The following is a 25331-nucleotide window of genomic DNA, read 5'->3' as shown; positions in this document are numbered from 1 at the left end:
CCACCTTTCTACCGCACAGCGTGTTCTGCAATGTAGTCGCGTAGTTGATCAACGTTGTCGCGGATCTCGATGATGTGTTGCTCGCGTTCTAACATGTTCTGCAGGTCCTCGCTCAACTCCGGTGCCTGACCAATAGCTTCGACGACCGTGTCGGAAAACTTTTCCGGTTTGGCGGTTTCCAGCACCAGCATGGGCACCGAGTCATCCCGATACTGTTCGGCGATGGTGACGCCGTCAGCGGTGTGCGGATCAATGAGCACATGCGCGTGCTCCCAGGTCTGCCGGATGGCCGTCAACCGGTCGGCGTGCGTGGAGGCACCGGAGACCATCCCGAACTCTTCGGCAAACCGGGGTTGATAGCGGGACAGATCGAGTGTTCCCACGTCATCCAGCGCCTGGAAAGCGCCAGAGAGTTTAATCGGATCGGAGCCCAGGACCAGGTAGATCAATCGTTCCAGATTCGAGGCCTTCGAAATATCCATGGACGGTGAGGAGGTGGCCACGGTCTGTTGAGCCGATCGCGGGGTATAAACTCCAGTGCGGAAGAACTCGTTCAGCACGTCGTTCTCGTTGGTGGCCAACACCAGTCGACGGATGGGCAGGCCCATGAGCCGGGCGAGTTGCCCAGAGAAGATATTGCCGAAGTTTCCGGAAGGAACCGTGACGTCGATCGGCTCGGTGCTACCGGGGTGCTCATCGGTGGCGCGGAGCCACCCCCAGAAGTAGTAGACGCATTGGGCAACCAACCGGCCTAGGTTAATGGAGTTGACGGTGCCGAGCGTATTGGCACGCTTAAATGGGAGATCGCCGTTGAGTTGTTTGACCATGTGCTGGCAATCATCAAAGACTCCATCCACCACAATATTGTGGATGTTCTGATCGGTCAGCGAATACATCTGAGCACGTTGGAATGCCGACATTCGCCCCTGAGGGGAGAGCATGAACACCGCCACATTCGGTTTGGCAGCAAAGGCGTGCTCAGCAGCTGAGCCGGTATCACCGGAGGTCGCCCCCAAGATGTTGAGGGTCTCACCTCGTTCGGTCAGTACGTATGGAATCGCCTCACCCAGAAATTGCATCGCCATATCTTTGAAAGCCAGCGTGGGGCCTTGCGAGAGGTCCAAAAGCCACGTGTTGTCCCCAATCTGAGTCCGGGGGACGACGTGGTTACTGGAGAACTGGTCACCATAGGCGGCGGTGACGATCTGTTCGAGGTCGTTCGTGGGGGTCTCGGTCCAGTACCGGCCGATGACTTCTCGTGCCAGTTGCGGATAGCTCAGCTCACGCCAGGATTCGATAGTGACCTGGTCGATCACCGGAATCTCGGTGGGCATCACCAGCCCACCGTCGGGGGCTAGGCCTTCCAAGAGAATGTCGGAGAAGCTGGCGGGGTCCATCCCGCCACGAGTGGAAACATACTGCATCGGGACCTCGCAGAACTCTTTCGTGTTGTGGTGGCTAGTCGTTCCAAACCAAGTCGCGGACCTGAATCACTTCGTCGCGGCCCGGCCCCACACCGATACCGGAGATCCTGGTGCCCGATAGCTCTTCGAGAGCATGCACGTAGCGTTGAGCAGCCTCGGGGAGATCAGAAATGCTCCGTGCCTGAGAGATGTCATCGTGCCAGCCCTGGAAGTACTCGTAAATGGGGACCGCATGGTGGAAATCCGTCTGGGTCATCGGCATCGAGTCATGCCGGACGCCGTCGACATCGTAGGCGACACAGACCGGAATCTGGTCGATGCCGGTGAGCACATCCAGCTTGGTGAGGAAGTAGTCGGTAAACCCATTGATCAGTGAGGCGTGCTTGGCCATGACCGCATCGAACCAGCCGGTCCGACGGGGACGACCGGTGTTCACCCCGAACTCGCCGCCACTGGTGCGTAGTCGCTCCCCCATCTCGTCATCCAGCTCGGTCGGGAACGGTCCGGCACCCACACGGGTCGTGTAGGCCTTAATAATTCCCAGCGTGCGGGTGAACCGGGTGGGTCCGATTCCAGCACCCACCGAAGCTCCTCCCGCGGTGGGGTTGGAGCTGGTGACAAACGGGTAGGTCCCGTGATCAACGTCGAGAAAGGTGGCCTGTCCACCTTCCATGAGCACGACCTTGTTATGGTCCAATGCTTCGTTGAGCAGGATCACCGAGTCCACCACCATCGGGCGCAGTCGCTCAGCGAAGCGATCGAAGTATTCCACAATCTCATCAACACTAAAGGCCCGGCGATTATACAGCTTGACAAGTAGCTCATTCTTCTGCCGCAGTGCGCCCTCGATTTTCTGACGCAGAATCGATTCATCGTAGAGGTCCTGGACCCGGATACCCAGCCGGGCAACTTTGTCTTGATAGGTGGGCCCAATACCGCGACCGGTGGTACCGATCGCACGTTTGCCCAAAAATCGCTCGGTGACTTTATCCAGGGTCTGGTGGTACGGGGCGACCACGTGAGCGTTGGCAGAGACCTTCAGGTGCGAGCAGTCGTGACCACGTGCTTGAAGTCCGTCGATTTCCTCAAAGAGCGCTTCGAGGTTGATCACCACCCCGTTGCCGATCACCGGGGTCGCATTCGGAGAGAGAATACCGGCCGGCAGGAGCTTGAGTTCGAATTTCTCACCGTTAACCACCACGGTATGCCCAGCGTTATTGCCACCGTTGGGCTTGACCACATAGTCAACAATTCCACCGAGCAGATCGGTTGCTTTGCCTTTGCCTTCGTCTCCCCATTGGGCGCCGACGATTGCGATAGCTGGCATAGTTGCATCTCTCCTGATCAGGACGCGCAGGACGAGCCCTCAACATAGAAAACGTTCCCGACCGACACCTTGGCCTGAGAACCCTACCTTCCTAGTTTATCAGGCGAGCAAGGTCACCAGCTCGGGCGGACAGTGGGCCCCAAGGGCTTTATGACAGCTCCGGTATCCCCGAGCGCTCCCGCTCTTTTAGATAACAGCGAGCGCACAGCGAGATATACGTGACATTGGTGTGCTGAGAACCATCGTCATCGTCGATGGCCACCTGAGCGCCATCAAAGACAAATCGGTCACCTAGTTTCCTGGTATTAAACAGAGCCTTACGACCGCATCGGCAGATGGTCTTTAGCTCCTCAATATTATGGGCCAATTCAAACAGTCGGCGCGCTCCCGGAAATGATCTGGTTTGAAAGTCAGTCCGGATCCCGTAGGCCAACACGGGTACATCATCGAGCACCGCGATCCGCAACGCATCTTCGACCTGTTCGACACTCAGGAACTGAGCCTCGTCGATGAGTAAGCATGATACCGGCTGGCTGGCCGCGTCCAAATCAGGCACCAAGGAATACGGGTCGCGGCCCGAGGCTCGTTGCGCAAAGCTCTCCCGCAACGAGGCTCCCTGCAATACGAGGAAATCCACCGTGCGCACCACACCCAGACGCGAGACAATCTGATCGGCACCCTTGGTGTCCACCGCAGGTTTGGTCACCAGCACGCGCATGCCACGTTCTTCATAGTTAAACGCTGCCTGCAAGAGCGCGGTGGATTTGCCGGAGTTCATTGCGCCATAACGGAAATACAGTTGAGCCACGGAGCTTTACTCTAGTCGCCCGGGAACAATCCCGATATTGCGATTGCCCCTGAATGTGAATCAAAGTATTGCGATCACCGCAAGCCGGTGATACGTTTACTGCGTGACTCACGCCTGGCCCAGCAGATGGGTCTCGATGAATCCAAACTCTCCAAATCTTTAGCCGGGGTGCGCAAATTTTCGGCCACCGAACTGCATGCGCTGGCGCGACTAACCGGTGTGAGCGTGGACTGGCTTCTGGGCGATGGCACAGATACCTCCTCGCATCCCTTCCCCACCCGCCAGGACACCAACACCCAGTGCTCTCGGCGCGAAGCGGTGGTGGCTGCTGCCTGGGAACTGTTTGCTTCCCGCGGATATTCCACCGTGAAAATCGACGATATCGCCCGGGCTACCTCCATGTCCCCGGTCGCGGTGCTGTACTACTTCGAGAATAAGAACGCCATCTTCTGAGCGACGTTGCACCACTGCAGCCAGTTAGCTGCCCAGTCCCAGGCACGGTCGCTGGCGATCACCGACCCCGTTCAGGCACTGCGATCGCTGACCCGCACCCAGTTACCCACCACTGAACGTACTCGACTGGAATGGGCCACCTGGGTGCAATTCTGGTCGGCTGCCCCCGCCTTCCCGGATGCTAAAGAAGTCAACGCCACCGCTTACCAACGCTGGCTCGACACCGTCACCACGCTCATTCAGACCGGTCAAGACCAGCATGTCCTGGTCGATACCCCTGTCGATGCACTCCGCGATGTCTTTGCTGCTTTGATCGACGGGCTGGGCATCCGGGTGATTACCGGAGGACTTGACGCCGATCGGGCCGTGACGCTGGCCGATCAGCTCATCTTGGGCCATATGGTTTCCGAAACCTATCACCATCATCACACCACCACGGGGTATTCCTCACTATGAACCACCATCACCGCATCCCCGACCCCCGCCCGGCAGGCTTGCACCTGAATCGGCGCCAGCTGTTAGGCGGGGCTCTTGGCCTGGGCGCGCTCGGCGTGCTCTCAGCCTGTAGCGCACCCCCGGTCACCCAGGTGGATACCTCCGGCCCGCCTACTCAAGGTGGCACCTTGCGAGTTGGGCTCGCCGGCGGGTCAGCAACCGACTCGTTAGACGCCCACGCACCGGTGAACTCCGGAGACACCGCGCGGGTGATCAACCTCTACGAGGGGTTATTGCGCCGGGACGACAACTATGAATTGGAATACCGGTTGGCGGAGTCCATGGAGGTCAACGACGACGCCACCGAATGGAGGCTAGTGCTACGCGAGGGCGTGACGTTCTCCGATGGTCGGCCGGTCCGCCCCGAAGATGTCATTGCTACCGTCGAGCGGGTGCGCAACCCTGATGATCCAAAGAACGGGGCCTCGATGATGGAAGTCATCGACAGCATGGAGGTCGTCGATGAACGCACCCTGATTTTCAAGCTCTCCACCCCGGATGCGGAGCTCGACGATGCGTTTTCCCAGTACCAGATGGGCATCGTCCCCGAAGACTACGATCCAAGCGACCCCATCGGGGCCGGCCCCTTTACGCTCGGTGAATTCGAACCCGGTCAGATCACCACCCTGAACCGCAATGACAACTACTGGGATACTCCCGCCCACCTGGATCGGGTCGAGCTGGTGAACTTCCAAGAAGAAGACGCCATGCTCAACGCGTTACTCTCCACCCAGGTCGATGCCATCGGCCAAATCAACCCGACCCTAACCCGGGTGGTGGATGCCGATGAGCGGTTGCAGGTGTTGAACTCCGAGACCGGGATGTGGCTCCCGTTTACCATGCGAGTCGATACCGCCCCATTCGACGATGTGAAAGTCCGCCAGGCCATGCGACTGGCCATCGACCGTGAGCAAATGGTCAACCAGGTGTTCTCCGGTCACAGCCAGCTTGGTAACGATATGTTCGCCTTCTACGACCCGGGGTACCCGGACCACCTCGAACAGCGTCAACAAAACATCGAACAAGCCAAACAGCTCCTCTCGGAGGCCCGCTACCCCGACGGGCTCGAGGTGGATCTGGTCACCAGCGAGATCCAAGCCGGCGCGGTCCGGGCCGCGCAGGTGCTAGCCGAACAAGTCCGAGCCGCCGGAATTACGGCCAATCTCCACCAGGTCGACACCACCACCTTCTACGGTGACGGTAACTACCTGCACTATCCCTTCTCACAGTCCTTCTGGTACACCCGCAACTTCCTCGCCCAGGTAGACCAATGCGCCACGGACACAGCACCGTTTAATGAAACCCACTGGGAGGGTCCCGACTTCGCCGCCCGAGTCTCCGAAGCCCAAGCCACCGCCGATAACGCCGAACGCGAAGGAAAGATTGCCGAGCTCCAAGAAGAATTCTTCGACCGGGGTGGCTACATCATCTGGGGCTTCTCCAACCAGGTCGACGCGATGCAGAAATATGTGATGGGTTTTGAAGAAAATGCCACCGGCTTGCCCCTGTCTGGCTGTAACTTCCAGCGGGCCTGGATTGCTGAGGTGAACGCATGACCAAGCTGATTGTGCGACGATTGGGAATCAGCCTGCTGATTCTCTTGGCAGTTTCCATCGTGGTCTTCTGCGCCACCCTGCTGTTGCCGGGTTCTCCGGCCACCGCCATCCTGGGCCAACAGGCCACCCCCGAACGCATCGCCGCCCTGGAAGCCGAGATGAACCTCGACCGGCCCGCTTGGGAACGATATTTCCTGTGGCTGGGTGGACTGTTCACCGGCGACTTCGGCACCTCCACCTCCACCGGCGGGCCGATTTCCGAATACTTGGGCGAACCGCTGGTGAACTCGCTGGTGCTGATGGTACTGGCCGCCGTACTGTCCATCCCGATCGGAATTGGTGTCGGCATCTATACCGCACGACACCGCGGGAAGAAACGCGACCAAACCATCACCTGGATCTCCCTGGCCCTGGCCGCCATGCCCGAGTTCGTCATCGGTATCGGCCTGGTGACCCTGTTTGCCACCTCGGTGTTCCAAATCTTGCCGGCGGTGACCATGAACCCACCGGATCAACGGGTCTGGGAATTTCCCACCCAGCTGATTCTGCCCACCCTGGCCCTGTTGCTGGTGGTCAGCCCGTATATTGCCCGCATGACCCGAACCACCATGATCGAAGCCCTGGACTCCGGGTACGTGGAAATGGCCCGCCTGAAAGGTGTGCCCGAACGGCGAGTGGTGTTCCGTCACGCACTGCCCCACGCGATCGGACCGGTCGCCCAGGTGGTGGCCATCCAGTTAGCCTGGTTGGCTGGCGGTGTGGTCGTGATCGAGTACCTGTTCCGCTACCCCGGCCTGGGCCAGGCGCTGATCGATGCGGTCACCTATCGTGACGTGCAAGTCGTGCAAGCCATCTCGTTGTTGATCGCCGTGGTCTACGTCCTGGTGAACCTCGCCGCCGATATCGTCGGCATTCTGGCCAACCCTAAGCTCAGGAGTGCTTCATGAGCCAGCTGAAAACCTCCGCTTCCAAACCCGACCCACTCATGGCCCGCATCTGGGCTCAACCCGAAGGCAAAATCGGTGTCATCCTCACTGGCCTGGTGCTGCTTATTGCCCTGGTCGGCTACTTTTTCGCCCCGGAGATCACCGGATACTCCACCACCGAATTCGTCGGTTTGCCGTTCACCAACGACGCGCTGCTGGGTACCGATAATCTCGGCCGGTCGGTCCTCTCCCGCTTCGTGGGGGGCGGGCTCCTGTTGCTCCTGTGCGCAGCGGCCGCCACCGCCATCGGTCTGGTCCTCGGCGCCCTGTTGGGTATGATTGCCGCCTACGCCGGTGGGATCACCGACGCGATCATCATGCGCGTCAACGACGTGGTGCTGGCCTTCCCCCAACTGATTCTGGCCATGCTGGCCATCGTAATCTTTGGTCCCTCCGCCCTGGTGCTCATCCTGGTCATCGGCTTCACCCACGCCCCCCCGCATCGCCCGGGTGGCCCGGGCTGCCACGCTGGCAGTCACGTCCGAAGACTACATCCGCGCCGCCGAACTCTATGCGGTCCCGCGTACCCAGATCCTGGTTCGCGAGATCTTCCCCAACATCACCGGCCCGCTGGCCGTGGAAGCCGGGCTACGCCTGACCTACTCGATCGGCACCAACCTGCTGGCCGACGCCTTGGCACGTGCCACCGCCCTGCCGGTGAAGGCCTCCCGACTGGCCACGAAGACCAATACCCCCGAGACCACCGCGGAGAAAGTAGCCAACCGATGAGTCCCGACCATCCCACCAGCGCAACTGACACCGTGGTGCTCACCATCCGGGGGCTGAGCGTCTCCGCCACCGGCACCGGCCACCAGATCATTCACGACCTGGACCTGGATCTACACCGTGGCGAAATCCTCGCCCTGGTCGGAGAATCCGGCTCCGGTAAGACCACCGTGGGGCTTGCCTGTCTGAACCACTTCCGCACCGGGCTAGCCCAGACCGGTGGCGAGATCACCCTCTACCCACGCACTGGCGAAACTCCAATCAACGTCATTGAACTCACCGATGACCGCATTCGAGCCCTGCGTGGCGAACGCATCGCCTACATCCCCCAAGACCCGGCGTTGAGCCTTAACCCGGCCATGCGGGTGGGCGACCAAATCCGGGAAGTACTCGACATCCACGGCTACGGCTCCAGCTCCTCCGAGCGCGCCCAGCGAGTCGCCCAGGTCTTAGGCGATGTCGGTTTGCCCGATGATGATTCCTACCAGCGTCGCTGGCCACACCAGCTCTCCGGCGGCCAACAACAACGCATCGGTATTGCCATGGCCTTCTCTATGAACCCCGACGTGCTGGTGCTCGATGAGCCCACCACCGGGCTGGATGTCTCCACCCAAGCCCACGTGCTCGACACCATTCGGGAAATGACCGCCCGCCACGATGTGGCCTCGCTCTACATCACCCACGACCTGGCGGTGGTCGCCGAATTGGCCCACCGCGTGGCGGTCATGCTACGCGGTGACCTGGTGGAAATCGGCGATTGGCGCAAAATCCTGAACGAACCCGACCACCCCTACACCCAACGCCTCCTGCGGGCAGTACCCGATCTAGCCGGAAAGAAAAATCTCACCGAAACCAACCAGGCGCCCGCGATCACCGAGCCTTCCACCGCCGCCCAGGGACAGTCTCAACCGCAGGAGAAATCCGGGCCCAGCCAACACCTGCTGGCTGTGCGGGAGTTGCGGATGTCCTACGGGTCCCATGAGGTGCTCAAGGGAATCAACCTCACCATCGATCCCGGGGAATCGACCTTATTACTCGGCGAATCCGGTTCCGGTAAAACCACCCTGGCCCGATCGATCGCCGGGCTCAACCCGGACTACACCGGCACCATCCAGCTACGGGGCCAGGCACTGGAACACCGGGCCCGCAAGCGTAGCCTCGATGCCCGCCAAGACATCCAGTACATCTTCCAGTCGCCCTTCTCCTCCCTAAACCCGCGCCAATCCATCGGGAAATCCCTGACCGTACCGTTGCGGATGTCCCAGCGGCTACCTTCCTCCCAACACCGGGCTGTGGTGGAAGAAACCCTAGAAGCTGTCCAGCTGGATCCCAGCTTCTACGACCGCCGGCCCGGAGACCTCTCCGGAGGGGAACGCCAACGCGCAGCCACCGCCCGCGCCCTGGTCAACGCACCCTCGATGCTGGTCTGCGATGAAATCACCTCAGCCCTGGACGTCTCCGTGCAAGCCTCCATCCTGGCCCTGTTGAACCAATTGCGCCACCAGCGCGGGCTGGCCCTACTCTTCGTCACACACAACATCGCCCTGGCCCGACACATCGCCACGCAAGTGGCAGCGTTGAACCAGGGCGAAATTGTCGACCACGGGCCGGTCAATGACGTCCTTGACAACCCGTCACATTCCTACACCCGACATCTACTCGACGACCTACCCCAGCTGTAACACTCCAGCTGGGCTGAGCATTACAGGTGGCCACTCCTGGTAGCGACAAATGCGTTCCCACCACACGATATCCCCTTGATGGCGGGACTCTTCACTCGAGGCTCAAGATAAGACTGTGCTCGGCGTTGAGAGAGAATCTCAGGACTTCACGAGTAGGTCATGACACAGTGGCACTAGAGCAACTCGCCTATTCCGCCCACGATGGGAGTGCAATTACCCCTAGTGAAGGAGAGCTCGACGATGCAAGCAGTACGCTTTGTTTCGCTTGTAGTCATGATCATAGCCCTGGTGGTCGCGGTGTTTGTTGTCCTCAATAACGTGATGGATCCCAGTAGCCTTCCGGATCCCATAGCCCCGGCTGTTGAGGTCCTTCCGGAGCAGGGATCCGGTGCAGCTATTGTGCTAACAGTCGTGGTGGTAGGCGTAGGCATCCTGGCCTCGGTAGTCCATAAGAACGCGAAGAAAGCACTGGAAAAACAGGACTCGAAGAAAGACCTCTAAGACAAGTCCGGTTCACGGAGTAAAATTCCCTTGCCGGTCCCCCGAGACGTATGAGTTGGACTTTCCTGCGCACGGCGCCATCGGTGGATAGCGCACCATGCGCAGGGTCGGGGTGAATCGTCGCTCTGTTTTTGCTGTCATGGGACAGGCGCTTCTTGACGGGCCTAGGATTCCCATTCTCATGACACGTTCGGCAGGTTTTCCTCGAAAAACTGACGTTGTCGCTCTTGAAAGCCGGCAATATATCGGTTCTGAAACCCATTTGGTTCATTTCTTGAGAATAGACCAGAATCCAAGAGTCTTTGACCTGCGGACCAACAGCAATTTGCCAGATCCAGTACAGGTACCAGCTGGGCAACGGCCAAAGGAAGCAAGGCAGGAATAGAGAGAACGGGAGCCCACGCGTCGCCACAGGTGGGCGTAACATCACATTCCCACCGGTGACTCTCGGCGTGATACGGAACCGGATGGCGCCGGTCGAAAGCGCCAGGGAGGCTAACACGTGCAATTCAAGCCCGAACGTAATGCACAACGATCGCTTCTTCACACGCACAGTTCTCCGGAGGTACTGGCAGAGGGTGCCGGCACCCTCTCTAATCCGAGTCCTGAGGGAAACGAGATGGTGCCTGTGATCGTTGCTGGTCTCGGTGACTCTCCCTCTGAGCCCAGCCTAGTGCCAGTCCACACAGAAAAACAACGACCGGAGCGAACCACACAAGCCCACCTAGTGAACTGGCAATAGCTTCCACCCACCCTGGTAGCGGGTCTACGGACAGATGCACGAGAAGGGCCGGCACGCATAACAACACGGATACAGCCATCAGGACATAGAGCAAATTTCGAAGAGTAGACATGTTTCCAGTGTTCATCGTCTGACCCCCCCAGCTGTAGTGACACCACGTCACCGAGGATTTTGGTACCGAAGGCCAGGACGAACCTCAGGGTGGAGTACCGAGACTACGGCCCCGGGTCTGATTGTAGGAACGTCACGGTCGGTTGTCAGATGCCCCGCAAAGAGAGGAACTAACACGATGGGGACTAGGGGCTCATATCCAATCAAGATCGCGAGCGAATCGCGCTGCTTCGTGCCGGTTTGTTGCATGTGTTTTGGCTATGGCACTTGAAAGGTAGTTCCGTACGGTGCCTTGAGAGAGAAAAAGTTTAGCCGCGATTTCTGACGCTGAGAATCCTTCTCGGGTTACGCGTAAGACATCTTTCTCACGTTCTGTAAGTGGGCAGTCGTCGCTTACCGCCGATGCTGAGACGTCGGAGCCGATCCAGCGCTTTCCTTGATGAACGGCCTCAATGACGTCAGCGATATGAGAAGGGTCGGCAGATTTACTCTCGAACCCTTTAACTCCCAGCCGAAGAGCCTTGCGTAGCACTCCAGGTTTGGCGTGCCGGGTTAACATGAGCACTGGCTGACGTGGTAGCTGTTGCTGAATTGTCTCTAGCACCTCGAGGCCGTCGATCTCAGGCATCTCAAGATCAAGAACCAATACATCGGGCCGATAAGTCACAGTAGCCTCAACGGCTTCATGCCCGGTCTGGGCTTCTGCAACAACTTCTATTTCTCCTTCATAGGGCAAGATTTGTGCCATTGCGGCGCGCAGGAGGTTTTCGTCGTCTGCAAGCACAACACGAATCATGTTGCCATGCCTTTCTAACGTGTGGGGAATCGAAGTTCAGTGATGAACCGGTTTTCTTCACAGTGCGCCATGAGCGTACCGCCAAACGCTGAGACTCTTTTCTTAAGGGCGTCAAGCCCACTCAGCTCTGACGCTTCAGAAGTGACTCCGTCATTGCTGATTCCCACGATGTTGGAGTTGACCGTTATTTCCACCTGTCTAGCGTCGGAGTGTCGCAAAATGTTCGTTGTCGCCTCCCTGAGCACCAAGCTTGCTGGTTCTTCACGTTCGAGCGGGAGATCGGCATCAGCGTGGTGAACATTGACCGTAGCACCTGTAGCCTCAAGGAGGTTTTTCGCGTTCTCCAACTCGCCCTGCAGGGTTAGACGGCGTTCTCCATAGGCAAGTGACTTGGCTTGCGAGATCGTATCTGTCAGAAGACCACGGACCTCGTCCAATTCCTGCTTGGCAGCGTCAGGAGCGTCGTCCATCTGTCGCTGAGCAAGGGCCGTTTTCATCTTGACTACATGCAATGTGTGCCCCTGAATATCATGTAAATCAGCCGCGAAACGGAATTTCTGCCGATAAAGGGCCAATTGAGTCTGGGCTCGGTGGGCATTGTCGAGCTCCCGCACAACCCGCACTGTCCACCGAGACCCGAAGAAGACGGCCACCCAGAAGAGGCCAAAAACCACAGTAGTCGTCACATAAATAGGCGCCTGATCCGGCTCATGCACTGTCGAGAGGAGCGCCAGCCCTACCGCGACACCTAGGAGACCGGCAGTGGCCACGACTCGCATTCTCGGTAGCGTGGAGAGGTAGGCAGCGCCTGCAATCAACAATCCGCCCGTGGCTAAGGGGCTTACTGCCAACCAGCTGGCTACCCCGGCAGTAAGAACGCCGACTAGCAAAGACCACACCAAGAGGTTTCGACTGAGCTTCGCCCACCGTAGTGCGACGCAAAACGACAGTGTCGCGCTGGGCAAGAGAATCAGCACGTGCCAGAGGGGGTCAAGTGCGGTAAGCAGCCCCGCAGCCCAAAAAACAGCCAGTCCTAGCAACAGTCCCTGGGTCGTATTGGTCCGGACACGCTCTAGAGAATGTCGCTGCCACGTCCCAGAGATTCCAATGGATTCTTCTGTTTCGTTCCTGTTTCTTTTGTTGTCAGCCATGGATTCTCCTCCTGGCAGCACCTACTGCCCTCTCGGGCGGGAAGACTTTGAGCGAGTCGTAACTCACTCTATTTTATCCAGCGAGCCAGTGAAGTTGGGCTTGTTCTAGAAATACGGTTCAAAGATCCACATTTCTGGGGATATTTTCAGCCTTGCAACCGATTAGTGTTGGAAATGTCCGGACAACACCCGGGCACGTAAAGTAGGACATCCCTGAGAGGAGGTTAGATCATGCGAAATGACCTGACACATTTTGCGGACACACTGAATATCGGCGAAGTCGGGCACGCCGTTACTGCGATGCCGACTCTCGCAACTCCCGCGACCACAGCGACTACAGCAACTACCGCTATCTTCGGGTTTACCGATAGCAACCCAGTTACCGTGTCGGCCGAGGTCGCACCCTATGGTTCAGTCAACGAACTGATAAGGGCTCGTGAGAGTGCTCTTCAACCTAACGGCACACAACTCACTCTACAAGGTGGCGGAGGGCCACGCTAAAATGCTCGCGAAGCACCTTCGATTCCTCCTGCACCGATGACAGCCCCGTCGGTGTGACGCCGAGAGCTATGGGACGTGGGTTGTCGATGTCGGCGACGGCGAAGACATGAAAGACGTACGCGTTCCAGTACGCAAGGGCGTTCAAGGAGTACGGAAGCTTGTTACTCAACGACCCCGTCGCCGACATCGGCAGGCAAAGAGATAACTCGGGTATCACCCAGTCTCAGGACGCAACCCGTGCTTCAGGCCGTTGAAAGTCCTTCATCGCTTTTGGGCCACAGGCCGAACGCAGTGTCGAATTTTTCTGGCCACCGAGATGCAGGCCCCGGTAGATCCCGTAGCATACGGGGAGGTGGTGTTTTAGTAGCGCCGATACACCGATATGTTTCTGGGCCAGTTACTACTGGATATCTCTGGAGACAACCGAACGCCACCTCGCTCTTGTAGTTGCGAAGTACGGTTCGAGGCGATTGCGCGGCGCGGCCCTCGCCGTTACTACCCCAATCGCTCCAGCTCGGGCCAGTAAGTGGGGCGGTCGCGGACCCGCATGGTTTTTCTGAGCGGCAACACTCTTGCGAACCGAGGGCCGACGTTACACGAGGAGTTCTTCTGGCCCTGAACCTGACTCACATATCAACGTGATATGAAAGATCGCCCGATCGATACGCAAATACGCACACCTGCATGTCTTAGCAGAGTTTGCTACCACAGTCTCTCAAGTGCTGCTCGAGTTCAACGGGCGCGCCTTCGATAACAACAACCAGTTCATTAATCACGACGTGACCGGCTGGGTAACCGGTATGAAGATCTTCTTCAAGGGGTCGCGACCCTAGAAAGAAAAACCTCGTAGCCGTGACCGGGTCGACTAGTAACTACCACGTGCGCGATACACGTATTCAGGGCTCCACGACAACCCGCTGCGCTGGCGGTTCTCGATCTCCCTTACCGTTCGTGAAAAAACCGGCAAGGTTGATTCGCCCTCCTGAGCACAGTCGTCGCGTGGGCCACAGACTGACTCGGGCGTCCACATTGCATCACGATGACACGAAAACGCCGTCCTGCCGGCCCCTCGAAGCGAATGTGTTCACTCAGCTTCAGGAACGTGGGCTGAACAAACACACCACCAGCCCGAACCTCCCTGACCGCACCCTGAGTGGCCGGTCGCTCAATGACCGACTCACCACAATGCTCAAACCTTCAATAGTGGCCCACAGATCAGCCTGGATGCCACTCCGCCCATCCTCACTCGCGGCGTCAGGCTCCGACCGGTGAACCGACCAGGCCAGCTTGTCTTGCGATCAGTTTCACGTGATGCGTCGGTTAGATTCCGCCCGTAACTTGAGGCGAGAGGCTCCGGGGTGTGTGTCGCAAACGCGGCACACAACCTCTTTTTCGGAAAGCGTCCCTAACTCATGACAGTACGTCACTGGGGCCACTCCGCCAATTTTGCTGGGATGAAGACATGGTTACACGAAAGGTCATTGACGTCCAAGAGCTCACCGTGAGCTATGGAAAGTTCACGGCGGTTGAGGAGCTCTCGTTCGAAGTACAGCAAGGCGAACTCTACGCTCTTCTAGGCACAAACGGCGCAGGGAAGACATCGGCACTGGAGACCATCGAGGGGCACAGGCGTCCAAGTTCCGGTACGATTCGAGTCTTTGACCAAGATCCCCGTGATCGCAGATCGGTTCGACCCCGAATGGGGATTATGTTGCAGGAGAGCGGATTCGCTCCGTCTTTGAGGGTCGGGGAGACCGTTGAACTCTTTGGGGCCGTGAGCGGCCGGCAAGACGATAAAGACCGCGTCCTTCAACGAGTCGGGCTCTCCCATAAGGACACCGTCCAGGTTTCTCAACTCTCTGGGGGAGAAAAACGCCGCCTGGACTTCGCAACAGCAATTTACGGTGACCCCGAGCTTGTCTTCCTGGATGAGCCCACCACCGGCCTTGACATAGAAGCACGCGACGAACTCTGGCAGGTAGTTAGCGAGCTCCGTGACCAAGGCGCCACGCTAGTGCTGACCACCCACTATCTCGAGGAAGCCCAGGAGCATGCCGATCGAATTGGATTGATGCACCGAGGCCGACTCGAGCTTGAAGGCACATTCAACCAGCTGGCAGGATCGTTCCCCACAACGATCAGTTTCAGCACCCCCGAATATCGTGGCGAAGTTCCTGTCCCCGTAGATACCACGGATCGTGGCTGGAAACTACAAACTCAGGACCCTCAGCGCGATCTGTTCAAACTTCTGCAATGGTCAGAGGAGAAGGCCATAAGGATCAGCAACTTATCGGTCCAGCCAGCAAGCCTCGACGATACTTTCCGAACACTGAGCAACTGAGGAGACCAGATGTTACCTATCGCCAAAGCCGAGTTCATCCAGATGCTCAGGGACCCTTTGGTCCTGTTCATGGCAACAGTCATTCCTTTGGGCATTTCCGTGTTCCTTTATTGGAACCGCGACACGATAGGCGGAACCCCTGTGATCGCTTCTCTGGTCATGGCAGTGATCCCTTCTTTCGTGGTCTACGCCAGCACTACCACTACGTTGGCTTCAAGACGCCAGAATTTGTTCCTCAAACGCATGAGGTCGACCTCCCTCAGCGATCCCGCCATCCTTCTCGGCCTCTCGTTGGTACTCATTGTGCTCTCGGCGGCACAGACGCTGGTGATTCTGATGGTCTTAACACTGGTGGACAGCGGTCCAAGCAGTCCAGTGCATGTGGTCGCTGTCTTGTTGCTGACTCACGCCATGTTTTTCGGCCTTGCCCTCGCTACAGCTGGCATAACGAGTTCTCCCGACAGTGCCCAAATCACAGTACTACCGATTACCATGGGTGTGGTTGGAGTGGCCACGTGGGTCGCAGCTACCGGCACAGACGAGATGGCCGGCTTAAAGCTCTCTCTACCAGGAGGAGCGGCTGCCGAACTAATCGTCCAGGCATGGAGCGAGGGGGCCACCGGCGAAATGACGATGCTACTCATCCCAACCCTAGCGTGGGTGGGCCTCGCATTCCTTGCGGCACGGTTCCTCTTTCAATGGGAACCGAGGCGCTGAAGCGCGCTCTCGCTTGGCACACCAGGCACAATACACTCCCTCTAATAGATTCCAAAGCACACGCAACAGGCGCTATAACAGCATGTAGGAGCCAAGATACCGGAAGGAGACCTGTGTTTTCCTCGTCATGCAAGTCAAATCCAGGACAAGCACTAACACGAGGGTCGCGGATAGCAGCGATAGGGAGCTTGGTTGGATCGCTAGAAGAATTGAGCCGACCGGCCGACGTCAAGTCCGATTCCTTACTCGCCTGGCGACTACGGCGCACTTCACTACCGATGTTCCAAGGCCGCCTTGGCCGTCAGTTGGACAAATGCTTCGAACATCCTGGATACCAGTATCTGGTATTCCTTCGGTCGCTGGCAGCTATCGGCACGATCATTGCCCCGGAACGGACAAAAGTCCGCACCCTGTCGATAACCACCCTGACACTACTCCTGTGGGCAAAAAGTTACCGAGGCTGGTACGGGTCCGATGGATCCGACCAGATGTCCTTTATCGTATTCTCATCAGGCGCCCTTGCGGAGCTGATGCCCCGAAACGAATGCAACGCTACCCTTCTCAGTTCCTTTGTCGCGTTCCAGAGCCTACTTTCGTACTTTGCATCTGGGGTCGCCAAAGTCGTCTCTCCGTCGTGGCGAGATGGAAGCGCCCTCAAAGGGATTTTTAGAACACAAACCTACGGCGATGAAAGGTTTTACCGTTTCCTGACCGCGAAAGAGTGGAGGGCGGCCGCCATGAGCCGAACTGTCACAGCATTCGAAGTCCTGTTTCCAGCAGTAGTGCTGATGCCAAAAACCCTCCGCACCATAGGGCTCGGCATCGGAGCCGCGTTCCACATAGCCAACGCCCGGTTCATGGGGCTGAACAGGTTTTTCTGGGCCTTCTGCGGGACCTACCCGTCCATCATTTCCGTCGCGAAGGCCATTCGTTTTTCATGGAAGCACCGCCTCTTACAATAATCCCGTCCTGACGGGAACCGACTATGCCGCCCCTCTTCATTCAGAGCTACTCAGCTCAGGTTCTTGCCCACTCGGAAGTCTACGAGTCAACGGGAGATCTAAATTCTACGTCTTTTCCATTTTTACAATCGAGATAAAATACCGACTCTCAAAGCGCGAGCAGTCCCGCGATACTAGAGCGCCGCAGAACGGTTCCTCGACCGTCTCCGAACCAAAACCGTTGTGATCTTCTCGAACCACTCCTTCCGAGGTGTGTTAGATGCGCACTTCGTAGCCCATATGACACAATGTGTCAGTGGATTGGCGCTGGTTGATTCCTCTAACACCGAAGTGACTCATCCCTCGCCTCGGTAAGAGCAAGCGATTCGCACTCTGCGGAGACATTTACGACGAGCCAAGTGACGCGCTTCCTCTCTAAGAGGTTGAGCCATTAGGCAAGTAATGTGGCCAAAATATCTCGCGAATACGCAGTGGAATTCAGCAAAGAAGATAAAAAGTGCCTGCCGACCTGCGAACTTGGAACTCACATTGACCGGGCTTCTCAAGCGTAGCTGGGAGCTCAAAAAACAGCACTCTATTGATAACCCGCCCTATATGGCTTTTCGTGCCAGCGACAGTTGCATGGAACTTCAGGAAGTACTGCGTTCGATTCCTGAACGCAGCCCACACATCACCATCCATCAAGCCGCGCACCGTGCAAAGTTATGGCTTCGGCTATTCACTGAAAATCGTGAGGGCAATGGCCACGTACTTTTGGCCACATAATCACTCGAAGGAGGGCGCTTAAGTGAATACAACAAGCATCTGCCACCACTTCACCACGTACACACTTGCTGGAACGCTGGGCATCTGGGCCACGGCCACCGTGCTTTCGCAATTTGATATCGGTCGGAAAACGGCCACCAAAATCGACAAGACAGGTCTGATGGTCCCAGATTCGCGGTTCTTTGCTCCTAACCCAGCTTGTCACGAAATTAGGCTCGTGTACCGCAGTCAACTTCCGAACGGGGATGTCACAAATTGGCAGGAACTAACGTACAGTCAAAAGCGTAGGTTTACGCACCTAATTTGGGCGCCACATCGCCGCCTGGAGAAGGGCCTTTTTGACGCGACCGATGAATTGGTGAGAACCCACGAATCCACTCAAGACTTCCAGCGCGTCAAACTGAGCACAGCGTATTTGACATTGTTGAATACCGTTACTCACAAAGATGAACATCCTCAGGATAGTGTACGAACGCAATTTATGCTGATGCGCGCTACATCTTACGAACCACGCGTCGCTCCTGAGCCAGTTCTGGTTTCCGACTTTCATAATTTGGAGGCTGGTATGCCATGAAGCCACCCTACCCCGATGAGTCTATTGAAACGTATGAACTCGTCCACTCCGTCCAGAATGATGTTAACTTGATTTCCGACTTCGTTAGTTCGTTACCCCGCATGCCAGTGACGGTGCTGGAGTTCGCGGCGGGGACTGGGAGGTTAACCCTACCTCTTGCTGAGGCCGGCTTCTCGATAACAGCCTTGGACCTATCACCAACCATGCTCGAGATCCTTCAACGGAGGACCCGGGGGTACGACGTTTCTACAGCCTGTGGTGACTTTAGAAATGAGCTAGTCCACGGAATTTTCGACCTTTGCGTGATAGTGACAAATACTCTATTCATGGTTCCCGGATGGAAAGAACAACAACGAGTTCTCTCTCAAGCAGCTAATTGCACCGCGGACAACGGCTACTTGATTCTAGAGACATATGACCCGCGGATTTATCTCGATCAGCCGGAGACATTCAGCCTTTCGGTGCCTCTAACTGAGCAGCACCTGCTCACCGATACTGCCTTCGTCGATCACGTTGCCGAAAAAGTAACTCTGATCCGCACAGTCACGGGGCCCGAGAACCAATCGTTTTACACCGAGACGAGCCACTGGTTAGCACCTCGCGAGCTTGACATTCTCGCTTCCAGCGTTGGCTTCGAACTTCTCGAACGATATGAGGACCTAGCCAAGAATCCATACGTCACCCAGAGCAAGAACCTGGTATCGGTTTACCAAAAGACTTGCCAAGGAGAAGAACGATGATTACTCTCTCCACCATTTGTGGTACTGGCGAAGCCAGAAGCGTGAGCAACGTTGAGAGCTTGTTGAAAGACTTTAATATTGGCCATAACAGGGTCGTCGGTGTGGCCAAGCTTCCTGAGGGTCCGAATATACTTCTCATCGGAGAGCCTTCGCTTCAACAGGTGATACACGAGCTCAGATGGTACAGCGATGTTGACGCTCTCACCATCCTCCTGGCCACCCCCGACCCCCATGAGGTCATAGCGCTGGGCTCCGTCCGAGTAGTGGTAGTAGGAACCCCGTTAGACACCGCCGAGATTATCAGCGCGGCCGTCTCGGTATCATTACCCGGGGAATACGTCTCGCGGCACCAAGTCGCCCGGAAGTTGAGCCATCATATATTAGAGAACCCTCTCACGGCACGCGAGAAGGAAGTACTCCACCAGATCTCTTTGGGCAAACGAGACGACCAGATCGCGCAGACGCTTTCAGTAAGTACAGCCACGGTCCATACTCATGTGAAGAACCTTCGTAGTCGGCTACAAGCAAGAAGCCGTACTCATGCAGTCACCTTGGGACACAATCTTGGAATACTACCATTGGCCCTCCCCGGCCCCTCTTCCCTGTAAGCCCTAAAGCTTCCCAAAAAGCTCAACCGCCTTTAAACCAGATGATTCGTCTGTGGCGTCAAGGGTCCCAACGGTTGGACCGATACGCGGATACTTGCTGTCGCAGGGTAGGAGGTTCGCGTTGACGTGCATCAACAAGTCAGGTCCCGATAGCCACCTCTCGCAACCACACCTCTTGCGGGTTGACCGATTTGGCCTCGACGGGGGCGCTACGCTTTGAACACTGAACTTTGACGCTGACGGTGACGTGGAATGGTTCGGAATGACCACAGTTGCCGAACCACCAGCATCCATGACCAACCATTCCGCCACGTCTTGATCAAAACGCGCGACAAACTGGGCGATGACTTACGACGTTTTCCTCACCGATGACCCGGGCAAGGCTGTCATGCTGGTCACCCGACAGCCCTCGAGTCTCGAGAGCATTGCACAGGGAACCCAGTAGGCTCAAGCCTTAGCCGCAAGCATCGATACCACGTTTTCCACGGTTCTTCAGGGGAAATCAGGCATTCGGCTACGAAGCTTAGAGTCGTCGAGGACATAGTCATTGTCGAACTGGTACATCATCTCCCGCTGTTCGCGCGCAGCGTCGCTGAAGCTACCAGCGACCGTGAGAACAAGTTTTCCCCACAGTAGCTGGTTTGAACGTGCGACCTACCGCAGAGGATAGTTCTCTGGATAGGTCATTGGCGGAAAACGCGGTGATCGCTGGCATGTGAAGCGTCGGCATGGACCGGAGATCTGGCCTGAGGCATGTTTCAGCTACCCCCTGGGCAACACCGCGAGGCAACACGAACGAATGCCTGTTGTCCGGCTTGCCGAACCACATGAATGAGCACTTTCTTCCTCTGACGACCTTCTCGAGAGAGCTCCACGGCATAACCGTGGTCTCTGCACCCGGATCGAGAAAATCTGCCGCCCGGCACACGACCACGTCGTGACCGTCCAGACGCGCCTGATCAAGAATCTTCGTCCCTTCCAACCTGGCGGTTCCCTTCCCACTGCAGGGTCCCATCGGGTGCGACTCCGTTATCGGTAAGGTGGCGCGACCGTACACATAGAGATTGTCGAGGAAAGCCGGCGGAATCGGGCGGCTTTCGGTCGATGACACCATGGAACGGACCAAACCTGGACACTCCTCGCTTGAGCTCGGCGGTTTCATACGATGAGATCTAACAATGGGAAAGCTCGCCAGTGGAGAGGGCATCGCTTCGTAGGCGCGAGATGGCAACGACTCGAATACCACGTTGGGAAGTGCACGCGCGACGAGACTTCCAATCTGCCCACTTGCACCGATCACGGCAACTCGTCGCTCTCTGGTCACTGATTCTTCTCCTTTGATTCCTCGGTGGCGACGCCGAGGCAGTAGTGCCTCGAACCCACAGTGGCCGGAAAGCCTTTGCATTGCACGGAGCCAGAGGATCGAGACACCGTTTTCGTGCGTGTTGTTCGTGCCGACTCGTTACGCGATCATGTTTAATATTCTTCTTAGTGCAATGAGCTCATCGCTCATAGTGCACCCGATCCTTTGGTTCGATAGGGCCTGTATTCACAATGTAACCTACCCCGTATCTAGTCATCTAGTCGTCGAGACTCATCTGAAAACCGCCCAGGGCGTGAACCAATTGCGCCACCAGCGCGGGCTGGCCCTACTCTTCGTCACACACAACATCGCCCTGGCCCGACACATCGCCATGCAAGTGGCAGTGTTGAACCAGGGCGAAATTGTCGACCACGGGCCGGTCAATGACGTCCTTGACAACCCGTCACATTCCTACACCCGACATCTACTCGACGACCTACCCCAGCTGTAACACTCCAGCTGGGCTGAGCACCGAGAGCTCGGTGGTCTTAGAACCGAGCAGCGGTCTGGATCGGCGGGTTGTACTGCTGGTAGGTCGACAGGTTGTCAATGGTAATACCCGCGCTGGGGTTACGGGCCTGAGCAATCTGGCCATCACCGATGTACATGGCCACGTGGTAAATGCCCGAGGCGGAGCCATTATTGGACCAGAACACCAGGTCACCGGCTTGCAGGTTGTCCAGGGAGACATGCTGGTTGGCTGCCGAGTACTGGGCGGATGAGGTACGTGGCAAGTCCTTGCCCGCACTGGCGTAAGCGGCCTTGACGAAGGCCGAGCAGTCGTAGGCCGAGGGACCATTAGCGCCAAAGCTGTACACAGCACCGGAATTGACGATGTCGATGGCCGCGTTCACGGCCTGGCCCTGCCAGCCACTGGCCGAGCTGGTTGCCGAGACGGTTTGAACGTCCAGGGGTTCATCGGCCGACGCCTCACTGGTTGCTGTCTCAGCATTGGAGGCAGTATTAGAGGCAGTCTGCGCCTGTTCCCCGGTGGACTCCGTTGCGCCCGGAACGGTCAGTTCTTGGCCGGGGTAAATGGTGGTAGAGGCCGAAATACTATTGGCCTCCAGTAACTCATTGAGGCTCACGCCTAACTCGCCGGCGATCTGTGAGAGCGTATCCCCGGCTTCCACGGTGTAGGTATCAGCAGATGTTTCAGCAGAAGCGGTGTTGGCGCTATCGGAGGTGCTATTCGGGCCCACCTGAGCCGCCGTCGAGGAGCCCTCCGCGTCGGCCGGCACATCTTCCAGGGCAGCGGTGGCCGAATTCATTCCGGTGAAGGTAGCACCAGCCACCGCAGCAACACCGACCAGCCCGCTGGTCACATTCTTCCGACGACGGCGGGTGGCAGCCTGCTTCAAGGCCCGCTCAGCGTCAATACGCTCGCGACGAGTTAAATAAGTCATCAATCAGGATTCCTTCTCTATCTCGTGATCTCTACTCGTGATGAGAACATCAATGGACCGCGCCCGAACAGCGCGTTGTTATCTGACTGTTATCCACCGTGACACAATCGTTATCTGTTCGCAACCGACCGTCTGAATTAACTGAGGATTCACCCCGAAGTCATACCCTTTAATCCGCATGCTCGTGCCGATCCCGGGAAAACCTGAGAATATCCTGTTATTCTTTCGTGACTTTATCTACCGGATGGTAGGGCTCCTGACAGCAACCTCACCGACAGGTGACAATAGAGGTAACCCATCCTGTCGAAGAGAAAGCCCATACCGCTGTGACCCTCACCCCGCACCCGGCCACCGTCGACCTCAAGCCACTACCTCTCCCACATCTTGATGACACCTTGGACACGCTCCGCCACGCGCTACGTACCCTGTTGGCCGGGGAGGAATTTGCTCACGCCGAAAAGATCATCGATTCCTTCCGCACTCGCAATGGCCCCATCCTGCAATCTCAGCTGGAACAGCTAGCCTCCCGGGCCGAGGCCACCGGCACCAACTGGATGTCGGATTATTGGTACTCCAGTTATCTCGCGGTCCGCGAGCCACTGATGCTGGCCTCCAATGTGGCTTTCCAGATCGAAATCCCCTCCGAGAAGACCGGATCTGCTCGAGTCGCAGACCTCGTACACCGCCTGCTCCGGTTCCACCTCATCCAGGCCCGTGGCGAGATGCCCGAAGAGATCGATGCCCGTGGCAACCGCATCACGATGAACCAGTGGTTTACCTTCAACGGCGGGATCCGCACCCCGCAGGTCGATGAAGACGTGATCGAGCCGTGCACCCTCGATGCCCGCGAGCGCGAGATTGGCGTGTTCCACCGCGGCCAGCTACACGCGGTCACCGTGACCGATCAGACCGGCACCCTGGCCACCCCCACGCAACTGCGGGTCGCCCTCGACCAGATTCTGGACGAGGCACACACCGCCCAGCAAGCCCAACAAGCCCAGCAACCAAACTTCGCCGCGATCTCCGCACTGGGCTCTGAGTTCTTGGCCGAGCACCTGCCAGAACTGCGGGCTGTAGGAGAGAATGAACAGACCTATCAGCGGTTGAAAAACACGCTCTTCACCGTCGACATCACCGAGGCAGACCTGCCCCGGGCCGCTGAGTTGCGCAACTTTGCCTTCCGCCCCGGGGCAGCCTGGGTCTATAAGCCCATCAGCTACCAGGTCGGGCTCCACCACGACTGGTTGTGCATGGAGGTCGAACACACCGGAGTGGACGGGGCCACCCTGGTCACCGCACTCCAACGGATCCAGGCTCTCGACCCCCAGCCCACCACCATGGATCCACACCAGCCCGAGCTAGCCAGTGAACCGTTGACCTGGGAGTTCACCGATGAGCTACTGGAGCGCTTCACGCCTGAGGTGGAGCACTACCGCGAGCGCGCTCGCCACTATCAGGTGGCGATGGTCGAGGTGGACCGGCTCTTACCCGTGGATAACTATCCGCTCAAGCTCAGCCGAGACGCCTGCGCCCAGCTGATGATGTCGACCGCCCAGTACTTGACCTTCCAGCATATCCGGGCGGTCTACGAGGCCGTGGACATACGCGAATTTCGCGCCGGTCGCACCGAATGCCTCCGGGCTGCCACCCCGGAAGCCGTGCGCTTTGCCACCGCGCTGGCTCAAGGGAAGGCTACCGAAAATCTGCTGATCGATGCGCTGAACCCCCACCGGATCTGGGTCAAGAAATGCAAGGCCGGATCCGGGATGGACCGACACCTGCAACTATTGGAAGCCACCGCGATCGCCGATAACACGCTGATGGCCTCCGACCCGTTCTTCACCGACCCGGCCATCCGGTCGGTCCGCCGGGACTTTTTGTCCACCACCTCGGTTGGTGGCCCCGAGCAGATCATCCGGTATGCCTTCGCCCCCCACGATCTCCGAAGGCTTCGGCATCAGCTACACGCCCAAACCCGCCCACGGAGAATTCTGCGTCAGCTGGCACGACAAAAACTCCCAAGGCCCCGAGACCTTCCTGGCTAACCTCGCCCGCGCCGGCGAGCTATTTTGGGAGTTTATCGACTCACTACCCCGCCCACAGCAGGACAACCCGTAACGCTAGCGAGCCTCGATCTGCTCCACCGCGCTGGGGTCACAGTCATGCAACAGTGTCGTGATCCGCTCCACCTCATCGGATTCCCCGATCGCGGCAGCGGCTCGGCCCAGAGCGTACAGTGCGCGCAAAAATCCGCGATTGGGTTCATGCGAGTACGGGACCGGGCCCTGCCCGCGCCATCCGGCCGCCCGTAGCGCGTCCAGTCCCCGGTGGTATCCCACCCGCGCATAAGCGTACGAGTCCACGGTCCGCCCCTCCTGCCAGGCGTCCTCGGCCAATAACGCCCACACCAGCGAGGACCGCGGGGCCACCGGCACCAGATCCTCCGGCAGGTCACCGGCCTGCAGCCGTTGGTCCACCTCCGGTTCCGCCGCCAACAGAGTGGGCTCGGGTTCCATCAAGTTCTTACCGATCATCGAGGCCACAACAGGCTCCTTTCGCCACCTCAGCGCATAGATTCTGCTTCCACTGTACCCAG

At 57.8% G+C, this 25331-nt stretch carries 23 protein-coding genes; 15 read left to right on the top strand and 8 right to left on the bottom strand.

The annotated features are described in order from the left end of the window. Positions 1–8 precede the first annotated feature (8 nt). The 3 genes from thrC to DCC25_RS08130 all read right to left on the bottom strand — a co-directional run bounded on the left by thrC (position 9) and on the right by DCC25_RS08130 (position 3559). On the bottom strand, positions 9–1424 hold the full coding sequence (gene thrC / locus DCC25_RS08140) for a threonine synthase (protein ID WP_110101297.1): 1416 nt from the start codon (positions 1422–1424) through the stop codon (positions 9–11). A 34-nt stretch (positions 1425–1458) separates the two neighbouring features. Beyond that, entirely contained in the window at positions 1459–2751 is a 1293-nt protein-coding gene (locus tag DCC25_RS08135; RefSeq protein WP_110101296.1) for an adenylosuccinate synthase, read from the bottom strand. 148 nt (positions 2752–2899) lie between these two features. Next, positions 2900–3559, bottom strand: a complete 660-nt coding sequence (locus DCC25_RS08130) for a thymidine kinase (protein ID WP_110101295.1) — start codon at positions 3557–3559, stop codon at positions 2900–2902. An 87-nt stretch (positions 3560–3646) separates the two neighbouring features. Here DCC25_RS08130 and DCC25_RS08125 point away from each other — a divergent pair, with 87 nt between their 5' ends. From DCC25_RS08125 to DCC25_RS08110, 4 genes are read left to right on the top strand one after another with little or no spacing between them, the layout of a single operon-like run. Then, on the top strand, positions 3647–4012 hold the full coding sequence (locus DCC25_RS08125) for a TetR family transcriptional regulator (protein ID WP_110101294.1): 366 nt from the start codon (positions 3647–3649) through the stop codon (positions 4010–4012). Between the two features lie 6 nt (positions 4013–4018). Then, complete coding sequence (locus tag DCC25_RS08120) at positions 4019–4468, top strand: TetR family transcriptional regulator C-terminal domain-containing protein (protein WP_110101293.1); 450 nt, start codon at positions 4019–4021, stop codon at positions 4466–4468. Then, positions 4465–6063 carry an ABC transporter substrate-binding protein gene (locus tag DCC25_RS08115; RefSeq protein ID WP_110101292.1) on the top strand — a complete coding sequence of 533 codons (1599 nt, stop codon included), beginning with the start codon at positions 4465–4467 and terminating at the stop codon, positions 6061–6063. The genes DCC25_RS08120 and DCC25_RS08115 overlap by 4 nt, the downstream gene beginning before the upstream one ends. Continuing rightward, positions 6060–7010, top strand: coding sequence for an ABC transporter permease (locus tag DCC25_RS08110; RefSeq protein WP_110101291.1), 951 nt, complete (start codon positions 6060–6062; stop codon positions 7008–7010). Before DCC25_RS08115 ends, DCC25_RS08110 begins: the two co-directional genes overlap by 4 nt. On the opposite strand, the gene DCC25_RS11640 is transcribed toward DCC25_RS08110, so the two are convergent. Continuing rightward, positions 6938–7528 (bottom strand): hypothetical protein, encoded by a 591-nt coding sequence (locus tag DCC25_RS11640; RefSeq protein WP_233487985.1) that lies wholly within the window; start codon positions 7526–7528, stop codon positions 6938–6940. The genes DCC25_RS08110 and DCC25_RS11640 overlap by 73 nt on opposite strands. On the opposite strand from DCC25_RS11640, the gene DCC25_RS11635 reads away from it, so the two are divergent. The 3 genes from DCC25_RS11635 (at position 7500) to DCC25_RS08095 (ending at position 9958) form a co-directional block, all read left to right on the top strand. Continuing rightward, entirely contained in the window at positions 7500–7778 is a 279-nt protein-coding gene (locus tag DCC25_RS11635; protein WP_233487983.1) for an ABC transporter permease subunit, read from the top strand. The genes DCC25_RS11640 and DCC25_RS11635 overlap by 29 nt on opposite strands. Continuing rightward, the gene (locus DCC25_RS08100; protein WP_110101290.1) at positions 7775–9457 is read left to right on the top strand and encodes an ABC transporter ATP-binding protein; all 1683 of its coding nucleotides are present in this window, start codon (positions 7775–7777) and stop codon (positions 9455–9457) included. The genes DCC25_RS11635 and DCC25_RS08100 overlap by 4 nt, the downstream gene beginning before the upstream one ends. A 240-nt stretch (positions 9458–9697) precedes the next feature. Next, complete coding sequence (locus DCC25_RS08095) at positions 9698–9958, top strand: hypothetical protein (RefSeq protein ID WP_110101289.1); 261 nt, start codon at positions 9698–9700, stop codon at positions 9956–9958. Positions 9959–11004: 1046 nt separating this feature from the next. Here DCC25_RS08095 and DCC25_RS08090 read toward each other — a convergent pair. Together DCC25_RS08090 and DCC25_RS08085 are read right to left on the bottom strand one after the other, a co-directional pair. Beyond that, positions 11005–11607 carry a DNA-binding response regulator gene (locus DCC25_RS08090; protein ID WP_110101288.1) on the bottom strand — a complete coding sequence of 201 codons (603 nt, stop codon included), beginning with the start codon at positions 11605–11607 and terminating at the stop codon, positions 11005–11007. 14 nt (positions 11608–11621) lie between these two features. Beyond that, the gene (locus tag DCC25_RS08085; RefSeq protein ID WP_166769900.1) at positions 11622–12377 is read right to left on the bottom strand and encodes a sensor histidine kinase; all 756 of its coding nucleotides are present in this window, start codon (positions 12375–12377) and stop codon (positions 11622–11624) included. A 2344-nt stretch (positions 12378–14721) separates the two neighbouring features. On the opposite strand from DCC25_RS08085, the gene DCC25_RS08075 reads away from it, so the two are divergent. The 7 genes from DCC25_RS08075 (at position 14722) to DCC25_RS08035 (ending at position 21780) form a co-directional block, all read left to right on the top strand. Continuing rightward, complete coding sequence (locus DCC25_RS08075) at positions 14722–15600, top strand: ABC transporter ATP-binding protein (RefSeq protein ID WP_110101285.1); 879 nt, start codon at positions 14722–14724, stop codon at positions 15598–15600. Positions 15601–15609: 9 nt separating this feature from the next. Next, positions 15610–16317 carry an ABC transporter permease gene (locus DCC25_RS08070; protein WP_110101284.1) on the top strand — a complete coding sequence of 236 codons (708 nt, stop codon included), beginning with the start codon at positions 15610–15612 and terminating at the stop codon, positions 16315–16317. A 488-nt stretch (positions 16318–16805) separates the two neighbouring features. After that, the gene (locus DCC25_RS11345) at positions 16806–17279 is read left to right on the top strand and encodes an HTTM domain-containing protein (protein ID WP_158278390.1); all 474 of its coding nucleotides are present in this window, start codon (positions 16806–16808) and stop codon (positions 17277–17279) included. A gap of 787 nt (positions 17280–18066) precedes the next feature. Then, the gene (locus tag DCC25_RS08055) at positions 18067–18618 is read left to right on the top strand and encodes a hypothetical protein (RefSeq protein ID WP_110101281.1); all 552 of its coding nucleotides are present in this window, start codon (positions 18067–18069) and stop codon (positions 18616–18618) included. Further along, positions 18615–19358, top strand: coding sequence for a bifunctional 2-polyprenyl-6-hydroxyphenol methylase/3-demethylubiquinol 3-O-methyltransferase UbiG (locus tag DCC25_RS08050; RefSeq protein ID WP_110101280.1), 744 nt, complete (start codon positions 18615–18617; stop codon positions 19356–19358). Before DCC25_RS08055 ends, DCC25_RS08050 begins: the two co-directional genes overlap by 4 nt. Continuing rightward, positions 19355–19966: a response regulator transcription factor gene (locus tag DCC25_RS08045; RefSeq protein ID WP_110101279.1), complete on the top strand. Its 612-nt coding sequence runs from the start codon at positions 19355–19357 to the stop codon at positions 19964–19966. The genes DCC25_RS08050 and DCC25_RS08045 overlap by 4 nt, the downstream gene beginning before the upstream one ends. Before the next feature lie 1616 nt (positions 19967–21582). Next, positions 21583–21780 carry a hypothetical protein gene (locus DCC25_RS08035; protein WP_199445901.1) on the top strand — a complete coding sequence of 66 codons (198 nt, stop codon included), beginning with the start codon at positions 21583–21585 and terminating at the stop codon, positions 21778–21780. Positions 21781–21817: 37 nt separating this feature from the next. Here DCC25_RS08035 and DCC25_RS08030 read toward each other — a convergent pair whose 3' ends face one another. Next, positions 21818–22735, bottom strand: a complete 918-nt coding sequence (locus DCC25_RS08030; RefSeq protein ID WP_110101277.1) for a C40 family peptidase — start codon at positions 22733–22735, stop codon at positions 21818–21820. 278 nt (positions 22736–23013) lie between these two features. Between DCC25_RS08030 and DCC25_RS08025 the strand changes: the two genes are divergently transcribed. Continuing rightward, entirely contained in the window at positions 23014–24780 is a 1767-nt protein-coding gene (locus DCC25_RS08025) for a choline/carnitine O-acyltransferase (RefSeq protein ID WP_110101276.1), read from the top strand. Positions 24781–24855: 75 nt separating this feature from the next. Here DCC25_RS08025 and DCC25_RS08020 read toward each other — a convergent pair whose 3' ends face one another. After that, positions 24856–25278: a DUF3151 domain-containing protein gene (locus tag DCC25_RS08020; protein WP_370443920.1), complete on the bottom strand. Its 423-nt coding sequence runs from the start codon at positions 25276–25278 to the stop codon at positions 24856–24858. Positions 25279–25331: the final 53 nt, after the last annotated feature.

This window comes from Auritidibacter sp. NML120636, from assembly GCF_003185945.1.
Taxonomy (GTDB): domain Bacteria; phylum Actinomycetota; class Actinomycetes; order Actinomycetales; family Micrococcaceae; genus Auritidibacter; species Auritidibacter ignavus.
Note: the sequence above shows the minus strand (reverse complement) of the source record. Positions and strands in the feature narration are given on the sequence as shown.

Bases quoted from the DNA above. Each gene is read 5' to 3' on its own strand.
- thrC (WP_110101297.1), bottom strand. From the start codon at position 1,424: ATGCAGTATGTTTCCACTCGTGGCGGGATGGACCCCGCCAGCTTCTCC.
- DCC25_RS08135 (WP_110101296.1), bottom strand. From the start codon at position 2,751: ATGCCAGCTATCGCAATCGTCGGCGCCCAATGGGGAGACGAAGGCAAA.
- DCC25_RS08115 (WP_110101292.1), top strand. From the start codon at position 4,465: ATGAACCACCATCACCGCATCCCCGACCCCCGCCCGGCAGGCTTGCAC.
- DCC25_RS08110 (WP_110101291.1), top strand. From the start codon at position 6,060: ATGACCAAGCTGATTGTGCGACGATTGGGAATCAGCCTGCTGATTCTC.
- DCC25_RS08100 (WP_110101290.1), top strand. From the start codon at position 7,775: ATGAGTCCCGACCATCCCACCAGCGCAACTGACACCGTGGTGCTCACC.
- DCC25_RS08095 (WP_110101289.1), top strand. From the start codon at position 9,698: ATGCAAGCAGTACGCTTTGTTTCGCTTGTAGTCATGATCATAGCCCTG.
- DCC25_RS08090 (WP_110101288.1), bottom strand. From the start codon at position 11,607: ATGATTCGTGTTGTGCTTGCAGACGACGAAAACCTCCTGCGCGCCGCA.
- DCC25_RS08075 (WP_110101285.1), top strand. From the start codon at position 14,722: ATGGTTACACGAAAGGTCATTGACGTCCAAGAGCTCACCGTGAGCTAT.
- DCC25_RS08070 (WP_110101284.1), top strand. From the start codon at position 15,610: ATGTTACCTATCGCCAAAGCCGAGTTCATCCAGATGCTCAGGGACCCT.
- DCC25_RS11345 (WP_158278390.1), top strand. From the start codon at position 16,806: ATGTCCTTTATCGTATTCTCATCAGGCGCCCTTGCGGAGCTGATGCCC.
- DCC25_RS08050 (WP_110101280.1), top strand. From the start codon at position 18,615: ATGAAGCCACCCTACCCCGATGAGTCTATTGAAACGTATGAACTCGTC.
- DCC25_RS08045 (WP_110101279.1), top strand. From the start codon at position 19,355: ATGATTACTCTCTCCACCATTTGTGGTACTGGCGAAGCCAGAAGCGTG.
- DCC25_RS08030 (WP_110101277.1), bottom strand. From the start codon at position 22,735: ATGACTTATTTAACTCGTCGCGAGCGTATTGACGCTGAGCGGGCCTTG.